This is a genomic window from Streptomyces sp. NPDC059582, from assembly GCF_042735715.1.
In the GTDB taxonomy this organism is placed as follows: domain Bacteria; phylum Actinomycetota; class Actinomycetes; order Streptomycetales; family Streptomycetaceae; genus Streptomyces.
Genome location: NZ_JBHWCC010000008.1, coordinates 17,474 through 26,769 on the forward strand (window position 1 = coordinate 17,474; position 9,296 = coordinate 26,769).

A 9,296-nucleotide genomic window follows, 5' to 3' on the forward strand; every position below is an offset into this window, starting at 1 on the left:
CCATGGCATACGGACAGAAGATCCTGAAGGGCGACGCCTACAAGCGCGCCGCGATCAAGCGCCGTCACATCCGGATCCGCAAGCGGATCGGTGGTACGGCCGAGCGTCCCCGCCTGGTCGTTACCCGTTCCAACCGCCACATCGTGGCCCAGGTGATCGACGACCTCAAGGGGCACACCCTTGCGTCGGCGTCCACCCTGGACACCTCGATCCGCGGTGGCGAGGGTGACAAGTCGGCCCAGGCCAAGCAGGTCGGCGCGCTTGTCGCCGAACGTGCGAAGGCCGCGGGCGTCGAGGCTGTCGTATTCGACCGTGGTGGCAACCAGTACGCCGGGCGCATCGCCGCCCTGGCGGACGCCGCCCGCGAAGCCGGCCTGAAGTTCTGAGCCGGTTCCGTAGCTAGCGGAAACAGAGAGAGGTAATTCCAATGGCTGGACCCCAGCGCCGTGGAAGCGGTGCCGGTGGCGGCGAGCGGCGGGACCGGAAGGGCCGTGACGGCGGCGCAGCTGCCGCCGAGAAGACCGCTTACGTTGAGCGTGTCGTCGCGATCAACCGCGTCGCCAAGGTTGTGAAGGGTGGTCGTCGCTTCAGCTTCACCGCGCTGGTCGTGGTGGGCGACGGTGACGGCACCGTGGGTGTCGGTTACGGCAAGGCCAAGGAGGTGCCGGCCGCCATCGCCAAGGGTGTTGAGGAGGCCAAGAAGCACTTCTTCAAGGTCCCCCGTATCCAGGGCACCATCCCGCACCCGATCACGGGCGAGAAGGCCGCGGGCGTCGTCCTGCTCAAGCCTGCTTCTCCCGGTACCGGCGTCATCGCCGGTGGCCCGGTGCGTGCCGTGCTCGAGTGCGCGGGCGTGCACGACATCCTGTCGAAGTCGCTCGGCTCGTCCAACGCGATCAACATCGTGCACGCGACCGTGGAGGCCCTGAAGGGCCTGCAGCGTCCCGAGGAGATCGCGGCCCGCCGCGGTCTGCCCCTCGAGGACGTCGCTCCCGCGGCTCTTCTCCGTGCGCGTGCCGGGGCTGGTGCGTAATGGCGCAGCTCAAGATCACGCAGGTGAAGTCGTACATCGGCAGCAAGCAGAACCACCGTGACACCCTGCGTTCCCTTGGTCTCAAGGGCATCAACACGCAGGTCGTCAAGGAGGACCGCCCCGAGTTCCGCGGAATGGTGCACACCGTCCGCCACCTCGTGTCGGTCGAGGAGGTCGACTGATCATGGCGGAGAGCAACCCGCTCAAGATCCACAACCTCCGTCCCGCCCCGGGCGCCAAGACCGCCAAGACCCGTGTGGGTCGTGGTGAGGCGTCGAAGGGTAAGACGGCTGGTCGTGGTACCAAGGGCACGAAGGCCCGCTACCAGGTTCCGGAGCGCTTCGAGGGTGGCCAGATGCCCCTCCACATGCGTCTTCCGAAGCTGAAGGGCTTCAAGAACCCGTTCAAGACCGAGTTCCAGGTCGTGAACCTCGACAAGCTGGCCGCGCTCTACCCCGAGGGTGGCGAAGTCACCGTCGAGGGTCTGGTGGCCAAGGGTGCCGTTCGCAAGAACAGCCTCGTCAAGGTCCTCGGCCAGGGCGAGATCTCGGTGGCGCTGCAGGTGACGGTCGACGCCGTCTCCGGCTCCGCCAAGGAGAAGATCACCGCCGCCGGCGGTACCGTCACCGAGCTCGTCTGAGCCACTCAGGCGTCTCGATGACTTGAACGATCCCGACCGGGGATACCCCACAAATGGGGTATCCCCGGTTGGTCGTTCCAAGGGGGGCGGTCTCGCCGGTAAGGTGGCCTGCACTGCCCACTTTCCTGGGTGCTTCGTATGGGGCACCCTGAGCGGCAGTTGACCGTTCTCAAGTCGTCATCCCCATTGGATTCTCAAGACCGTCACCCTTGACGCAGTTGCGCGGGGGTCGCAGGAGGCACCGTGCTCACCGCGTTCGCCCGGGCGTTCAGGACGCCCGACCTGCGCAAGAAGCTGCTCTTCACGCTCGCGATCATTGTGGTCTACCGGGTCGGTACCCACATCCCGATCCCGGGCGTCAACTACAAGTCCGTTCAGCAGTGCGTGGACGAGGCGTCCGGCAACCAGGGCCTCTTCGGTCTGGTCAACATGTTCAGCGGCGGCGCGCTGCTCCAGATCACGATCTTCGCGCTCGGGATCATGCCGTACATCACGGCGAGCATCATCCTCCAGCTGCTGACCGTGGTGATCCCGCGTCTGGAAGCCCTCAAGAAGGAGGGCCAGGCCGGCACAGCGAAGATCACGCAGTACACCCGCTACCTGACGGTGGCGCTCGCCATCCTCCAGGGCACCGGCCTGGTGGCCACCGCTCGCAGCGGCGCCCTGTTCTCCGGCTGCACGGTCGCCTCGAGCATCGTCCCGGACCGCGCGATCTTCACCACCATCACGATGGTCATCTGCATGACGGCCGGTACGGCCGTCGTCATGTGGCTGGGCGAGCTGATCACCGACCGTGGTATCGGCAACGGCATGTCGATCCTCATGTTCATCTCGATCGCCGCGACCTTCCCGTCCGCGCTGTGGGCCATCAAGACGTCGGGCACGCTGGCCGACGGCTGGATCGAGTTCAGCACCGTCATCCTGGTCGGCCTGGTCATGGTCGCCCTGGTGGTCTTCGTCGAGCAGGCCCAGCGCCGTATCCCCGTGCAGTACGCGAAGCGCATGATCGGTCGCCGTTCCTACGGCGGGACGTCGACGTACATCCCGCTGAAGGTGAACCAGGCGGGTGTGATCCCCGTCATCTTCGCCTCGTCGCTGCTGTACATCCCGGCACTCGTCGCGCAGTTCTCCGGTGGTGATTCCGCCTGGAAGACCTGGATCCAGCAGAACCTGGTCAAGGGTGACCACCCGATTTACATCACCATGTACTTCTTGCTCATCGTTTTCTTCGCGTTCTTCTACGTGGCGATCTCCTTCAACCCCGAGGAAGTCGCCGACAACATGAAGAAGTATGGTGGCTTCATCCCGGGCATCCGGGCTGGCCGACCGACCGCTGAGTACCTGAGCTACGTACTCAACCGGATCACCTGGCCGGGTTCGCTGTATCTGGGACTGATCGCTCTTGTACCGACGATGGCGTTGGTCGGCTTCGGGGCAAGCCAGAACTTCCCGTTCGGTGGGACCAGCATCCTCATCATCGTGGGTGTGGGTCTCGAGACGGTGAAGCAGATCGAGAGCCAGCTCCAGCAGCGCAATTACGAAGGGTTCCTCCGCTGATGCGAATCGTCCTCGTCGGGCCGCCGGGTGCCGGTAAGGGAACGCAGGCCACTCGGCTGGCCGAGAAGCTGCGCGTCCCCCACATCTCCACGGGCGACCTGTTCCGCGCCAACATCAGCCAGCAGACGGAGCTCGGGAAGCTCGCGAAGTCCTACATGGACGCCGGCAACCTCGTCCCCGACGAGGTCACCATCGCGATGGCCAAGGACCGCATGGAGCAGCCGGACGCCGAGAACGGCTTCCTGCTCGACGGTTTCCCGCGCAATGTCTCGCAGGCCGAGGCGCTGGACGAGCTCCTCACAGGCGAGGGCATCACGCTGGACGCGGTACTGGACCTGGAGGCCCCCGAGGAGGAGGTCGTCAAGCGGATCGCCGGCCGGCGCATCTGCCGCAACGACTCCTCGCACGTCTTCCACGTGACGTACAAGCCGGCCGCCAAGGAAGGCGTCTGTGACGTCTGCGGCGGCGAGCTGTACCAGCGGGACGACGACTCCGAGGGCACCGTGCGCAAGCGGCTCGAGGTCTACCACACGCAGACCGAGCCGATCATCGACTACTACAAGACGCAGGGCCTGGTCGTCACGATCTCGGCGCTGGGTCCGGTGGACGAGGTCACGAAGCGATCGCTCGAAGCACTCAAGCGCGAGGACGGCGACAACTAGCCGTCCGTACGTCGCCGTAGCCGCGGTTCCCTTGGGAGGGGACCGCGGCTGCTGTGTGGGGGGCGCGTGTGCTCCCACGTATCGTTGAGGTGTCCGGCAGTCCGCAGGCCGTAGCCCATCCGCAGTCCCTCCGGTCCGGAGGACAGAAAGGCCGTAGACCCCATGCTGCAGATCAAGACCCCCGAGCAGATCGCCAAGATGCGTGCGGCGGGCCTGGTCGTCGCCGCCATCCACGCGGCGACGCGGGAGGCGGCCGTGCCGGGGGCGACGACCAAGGACCTGGACGAGGTGGCGCGCAAGGTGCTCGCTGAGCACGGCGCGAAGTCGAACTTCCTCGGCTACGGCGGTTTCCCCGCGACGATCTGCACCTCCGCGAACGACGTCGTGGTCCACGGCATCCCCTCCGAGGACGTCGTCCTCAAGGACGGCGACATCATCTCCATCGACTGCGGCGCGATCGTCGACGGCTGGCACGGCGACGCCGCCTACACCGCCTTCGTGGGCTCCGGTCACGCACCGGAGCTGATCGAGCTCTCCCGGGTGACCGAGGAGTCGATGTGGGCCGGTATCGCGGCGATGAAGCAGGGAAACCGTCTCGTCGACGTCTCCCGCGCCATCGAGACGTACATCCGCCGCCAGCCGAAGCCCGGCGGCGGCCGGTACGGGATCATCGAGGACTACGGCGGCCACGGCATCGGCACCGAGATGCACATGGACCCGCACCTGCTGAACTACGTCGACCGCCGCCGCGGCAAGGGCGCCAAGCTGATCCCGGGCTTCTGCCTCGCCATCGAGCCGATGGTCTCCCTCGGCACCCCGAGGACCGAGGTCCTCGAGGACGACTGGACGGTCATCACCACCGACGGCACCTGGTCCTCGCACTGGGAGCACTCCGTCGCCCTGACGGAGGCGGGTCCGCTGGTCCTGACGGCACCGGACGGCGGCCGGGCGAAGCTGGCGGAGCACGGTGTCACGGCCGCGCCGGACCCGCTGGCATGATGATCTTGCACATGGGGCAAACTTCCTCGATTCGTGTTTCCGGGTGCGCTGACGTAGACTGACTCGTCGGCTCTCGTGCACCCGCATGCCTGCATGCGCTCGTACGGAGTCGATCAAGGTAGTCGATTCGAAGGGCGAAGCGTGGCCAAGAAGCAAGGTGCCATCGAGATCGAGGGCACTGTCGTCGAGTCTCTTCCGAACGCCATGTTCAAGGTCGAGCTCCAGAACGGCCACCAGGTCCTGGCACACATCAGCGGCAAGATGCGTATGCACTACATCCGTATCCTCCCTGACGACCGGGTCGTGGTGGAGTTGTCTCCGTACGACCTGACGCGTGGCCGGATCGTCTACCGCTACAAGTAGATCTTGCCCGCGCCCCGGGCCTCCCGTGGCGATGGCACTGACCCGGAGAACCTCACCAATGAAGGTCAAGCCGAGCGTCAAGAAGATCTGCGACAAGTGCAGGGTGATCCGCCGTCACGGCCGGGTCATGGTCATCTGCGAGAACCCGCGCCACAAGCAGCGCCAGGGCTGACGCAGGACCGCACCTCTGCATTTCGCAGAAATTCGCGCGACGCAAGCTGAATATGTTCATACGCAGCACCCAGGCCTGAGTACATCAGGTCTGACACCCCCGGCTCGGAGGCCGGGGACCCAGTTCGTACCTAGTACGGCGACTGGGAATCGGTTCTGCGGAAGACCTCCGAAGATTCAACTGGAGCCATTGAATGGCACGCGTTTCCGGTGTTGACATCCCGCGCGAAAAGCGCGTGGAGGTCGCCCTCACCTACGTGTTCGGCATCGGCCGGACCCTCTCGCAGGAGACGCTGGCAGCGACCGGCGTCGACCCGAACACCCGCGTTCGCGACCTCTCCGAGGAGCAGCTCGTCGCGATCCGCGAGTACGTCGACAACAACATCAAGACCGAGGGTGACCTCCGTCGCGAGATCCAGGCCGACATCCGCCGCAAGGTCGAGATCGGCTGCTACCAGGGTCTGCGGCACCGCCGCGGTCTGCCCGTCCGCGGTCAGCGCACCAGCACCAACGCTCGCACCCGCAAGGGCCCGCGTCGCGCCATCGCCGGCAAGAAGAAGCCGGGCAAGAAGTAGTCCGCAGCGGACCTCTGTCCACGGTCTTCGCTGTAGGACCGACCACCTCCCGTAGGAGATATAGATGCCCCCCAAGGGTCGTCAGGGCGCTGCCAAGAAGGTGCGCCGCAAGGAAAAGAAGAACGTCGCTCACGGGCACGCTCACATCAAGAGCACGTTCAACAACACGATCGTCTCGATCACGGACCCCTCGGGCAACGTGATCTCCTGGGCCTCCGCCGGCCACGTCGGCTTCAAGGGCTCGCGCAAGTCGACCCCGTTCGCCGCGCAGATGGCCGCCGAGTCGGCCGCGCGTCGCGCGCAGGAGCACGGCATGCGCAAGGTCGACGTCTTCGTGAAGGGCCCGGGCTCCGGTCGCGAGACCGCGATCCGCTCCCTCCAGGCCACGGGCCTCGAGGTCGGCTCCATCCAGGACGTCACCCCCACCCCGCACAACGGCTGCCGTCCGCCGAAGCGCCGTCGCGTCTGACGCACGGCCGCTTGTCGGTCTGAGGTTTCCGGGCGGTACGGCTCCGTAAAAGGGCCGTATCGCCCGTACCCTTGCACGTAGCACCATCGGGCCACCGCCCGGTGACTCAGGGCATCAAATAGTGGGTGCCCCTGACTGAAGGAACGCAACATGCTGATTGCTCAGCGTCCCTCGTTGACCGAAGAGGTCGTCGACGAGTTCCGCTCCCGGTTCGTGATCGAGCCGCTGGAGCCGGGCTTCGGCTACACCCTCGGCAACTCCCTCCGCCGCACCCTCCTGTCGTCCATCCCCGGCGCCGCTGTCACCAGCATCCGCGTCGACGGTGTCCTGCACGAGTTCACCACCGTGCCGGGCGTCAAGGAGGACGTGACCGACCTGATCCTCAACATCAAGCAGCTGGTCGTCTCCTCGGAGCACGACGAGCCGGTCGTGATGTACCTGCGCAAGCAGGGCCCGGGTCTGGTCACCGCCGCCGACATCGCGCCCCCGGCCGGTGTCGAGGTACACAACCCCGACCTCGTCCTCGCCACGCTCAACGGCAAGGGCAAGCTGGAGATGGAGCTCACGGTCGAGCGTGGCCGTGGTTACGTCTCCGCCGTGCAGAACAAGCAGGTGGGCCAGGAGATCGGCCGTATCCCGGTCGACTCGATCTACTCGCCGGTTCTCAAGGTCACGTACAAGGTCGAGGCGACGCGTGTCGAGCAGCGCACCGACTTCGACAAGCTGATCGTCGACGTCGAGACCAAGCAGGCCATGCGTCCCCGTGACGCCATGGCGTCGGCCGGTAAGACCCTGGTCGAGCTGTTCGGTCTGGCCCGCGAGCTCAACATCGACGCCGAGGGCATCGACATGGGCCCCTCGCCCACGGACGCCGCCCTGGCCGCTGATCTGGCGCTGCCGATCGAGGAGCTGGAGCTCACCGTTCGGTCGTACAACTGCCTCAAGCGTGAGGGCATCCACTCCGTGGGTGAGCTCGTCGCCCGCTCCGAGGCCGACCTCCTGGACATCCGCAACTTCGGTGCGAAGTCCATCGACGAGGTCAAGGCGAAGCTGGCCGGCATGGGCCTGGCCCTCAAGGACAGCCCGCCCGGATTCGACCCGACCGCCGCCGCCGACGCCTTCGGCGCCGACGACGACGCGGACGCCGGGTTCGTGGAGACCGAGCAGTACTGATCTGATCGCTCCGCGGGGAGGCGGTACTGCGTCTGCGGGCCGGCTGTGGCTGGTCACGCGGTTCCCCGCGCCCCTTCCAGATGCCCCTCCGGGGGCTTCTGGATCTCCGACGGGCGATCGCCCGCTCGGACACTGACCTCGGTACCTGATACGGCCGGGGCAGACACCTAGGAGAAACACCATGCCGAAGCCCACCAAGGGTGCCCGTCTGGGCGGCAGCGCCGCGCACGAGAAGCTGCTTCTCGCGAACCTCGCGAAGTCGCTCTTCGAGCACGGCCGCATCACCACCACCGAGGCCAAGGCCCGCCGCCTGCGTCCCTACGCGGAGCGTCTGGTCACCAAGGCGAAGAAGGGCGACCTTCACAACCGCCGTCAGGTGCTCCAGGTGATCACGGACAAGAGCGTCGTGCACACGCTCTTCACCGAGATCGGCCCGCGCTACGAGAACCGCCCGGGTGGCTACACCCGTATCACCAAGATCGGTAACCGCCGTGGCGACAACGCGCCCATGGCTGTCATCGAGCTGGTGGAGGCCCTGACCGTGGCCCAGCAGGCCACCGGTGAGGCCGAGGCGGCGACCAAGCGCGCCGTCAAGGAGGCCGAGGAGACCAAGGTCGAGGAGACCAAGGCCGACGAGGTCGTCGAGGACGCGGCGGCGTCCGAGGAGTCCAAGGACGCCTGAGGCTCTGCCTGCTGAGCGGGTCCGCCCTTCGGGGCGGGCCCGCTTTCGCGTTTCTTCGGGCGGATCCGCCCTGAGAGGATCTAGAGGTGAGTGACGAAGCACAGCCCGGACACGTCCGTATCCGCCTCGATCTGTCCTACGACGGCAGCGACTTCCACGGCTGGGCCAAACAGGCCGGCGGGAAGCGGACCGTGCAGGGGGAGATCGAGGACGCGCTGCGGACCGTGACCCGGTCGAAGGACACGACGTACGAGCTGACGGTGGCCGGACGCACCGACGCCGGTGTGCACGCGCGCGGACAGGTGGCCCACGTGGACCTGCCCGGGGAGCTGTGGGCCGAGCACCGGGAGAAGCTGCTGAAGCGGCTCGCCGGGCGGCTGTCGAAGGACGTGCGGGTGTGGTCCCTCACCGAGGCCCCGGCCGGCTTCAACGCGCGTTTCTCGGCGATCTGGCGACGGTACGCCTACCGCGTCACCGACAACCCCGGCGGTGTGGACCCGCTGCTGCGGGGTCATGTCCTGTGGCACGACTGGCCCCTCGACGTCGACGCCATGAACGAGGCCGCCCGGGCCCTGCTGGGGGAGCACGACTTCGCCGCCTACTGCAAGAAGCGGGAGGGGGCCACCACGATCCGCACGCTCCAGGAACTGAGCCTGGAGCGTGACGCCGACGGGATCATCGCCGCCACCGTCCGCGCCGACGCCTTCTGCCACAACATGGTGCGCTCGCTCATCGGGGCGCTGCTGTTCGTGGGGGACGGGCACCGGACGCCGGACTGGCCGGGCAAGGTGCTGGCCGCGGGCGTACGGGACTCGGCCGTGCACGTCGTACGGCCGCACGGGCTGACGCTGGAGGAGGTCGGCTATCCGGCCGACGAACTGCTCGCCGCCCGTAACAAGGAGGCGCGCAACAAGCGCTCGCTGCCCGGAGCCGGGTGCTGCTGAGCCGGCGGCTCCGGGCCTGAGCCCGCCT

Annotated in this window: 14 protein-coding genes; all 14 read left to right on the plus strand. The window is 66.9% G+C overall.

Annotated elements, in window-relative coordinates; genetic code table 11:
- Positions 1-2 precede the first annotated feature (2 nt).
- Positions 3-386 (plus strand): 50S ribosomal protein L18, encoded by a 384-nt coding sequence (gene rplR, locus ACFV0T_RS09790; RefSeq protein WP_152888011.1) that lies wholly within the window; start codon positions 3-5, stop codon positions 384-386.
- Between the two features lie 41 nt (positions 387-427).
- Positions 428-1,033, plus strand: coding sequence for a 30S ribosomal protein S5 (gene rpsE, locus ACFV0T_RS09795; protein WP_020132624.1), 606 nt, complete (start codon positions 428-430; stop codon positions 1,031-1,033).
- Complete coding sequence (gene rpmD, locus ACFV0T_RS09800) at positions 1,033-1,215, plus strand: 50S ribosomal protein L30 (protein ID WP_006140898.1); 183 nt, start codon at positions 1,033-1,035, stop codon at positions 1,213-1,215. The genes rpsE and rpmD overlap by 1 nt, the downstream gene beginning before the upstream one ends.
- Positions 1,216-1,217: 2 nt before the next feature.
- Positions 1,218-1,673: a 50S ribosomal protein L15 gene (gene rplO / locus ACFV0T_RS09805; protein WP_327184613.1), complete on the plus strand. Its 456-nt coding sequence runs from the start codon at positions 1,218-1,220 to the stop codon at positions 1,671-1,673.
- A gap of 243 nt (positions 1,674-1,916) precedes the next feature.
- Positions 1,917-3,230 carry a preprotein translocase subunit SecY gene (gene secY / locus ACFV0T_RS09810; protein WP_385776356.1) on the plus strand — a complete coding sequence of 438 codons (1,314 nt, stop codon included), beginning with the start codon at positions 1,917-1,919 and terminating at the stop codon, positions 3,228-3,230.
- Positions 3,230-3,892, plus strand: coding sequence for an adenylate kinase (locus tag ACFV0T_RS09815; protein WP_385776358.1), 663 nt, complete (start codon positions 3,230-3,232; stop codon positions 3,890-3,892). The genes secY and ACFV0T_RS09815 overlap by 1 nt, the downstream gene beginning before the upstream one ends.
- A gap of 162 nt (positions 3,893-4,054) precedes the next feature.
- On the plus strand, positions 4,055-4,891 hold the full coding sequence (gene map / locus ACFV0T_RS09820; RefSeq protein WP_385776360.1) for a type I methionyl aminopeptidase: 837 nt from the start codon (positions 4,055-4,057) through the stop codon (positions 4,889-4,891).
- A 141-nt stretch (positions 4,892-5,032) separates the two neighbouring features.
- A complete protein-coding gene (gene infA, locus ACFV0T_RS09825; RefSeq protein ID WP_003948620.1) occupies positions 5,033-5,254 on the plus strand; it encodes a translation initiation factor IF-1 in 222 nt (73 codons plus the stop codon).
- A gap of 58 nt (positions 5,255-5,312) precedes the next feature.
- Positions 5,313-5,426 (plus strand): 50S ribosomal protein L36, encoded by a 114-nt coding sequence (gene rpmJ / locus ACFV0T_RS09830; RefSeq protein WP_003998809.1) that lies wholly within the window; start codon positions 5,313-5,315, stop codon positions 5,424-5,426.
- A gap of 193 nt (positions 5,427-5,619) precedes the next feature.
- Positions 5,620-6,000 (plus strand): 30S ribosomal protein S13, encoded by a 381-nt coding sequence (gene rpsM / locus ACFV0T_RS09835; protein ID WP_030811707.1) that lies wholly within the window; start codon positions 5,620-5,622, stop codon positions 5,998-6,000.
- Positions 6,001-6,064: 64 nt separating this feature from the next.
- A complete protein-coding gene (gene rpsK, locus ACFV0T_RS09840; RefSeq protein WP_003956432.1) occupies positions 6,065-6,469 on the plus strand; it encodes a 30S ribosomal protein S11 in 405 nt (134 codons plus the stop codon).
- Positions 6,470-6,619: 150 nt separating this feature from the next.
- Positions 6,620-7,642 carry a DNA-directed RNA polymerase subunit alpha gene (locus tag ACFV0T_RS09845; RefSeq protein WP_053661878.1) on the plus strand — a complete coding sequence of 341 codons (1,023 nt, stop codon included), beginning with the start codon at positions 6,620-6,622 and terminating at the stop codon, positions 7,640-7,642.
- Positions 7,643-7,823: 181 nt separating this feature from the next.
- On the plus strand, positions 7,824-8,324 hold the full coding sequence (rplQ, locus tag ACFV0T_RS09850) for a 50S ribosomal protein L17 (RefSeq protein WP_385776363.1): 501 nt from the start codon (positions 7,824-7,826) through the stop codon (positions 8,322-8,324).
- Positions 8,325-8,410: 86 nt separating this feature from the next.
- Positions 8,411-9,268, plus strand: coding sequence for a tRNA pseudouridine(38-40) synthase TruA (truA, locus tag ACFV0T_RS09855; protein WP_385776365.1), 858 nt, complete (start codon positions 8,411-8,413; stop codon positions 9,266-9,268).
- Positions 9,269-9,296: the final 28 nt, after the last annotated feature.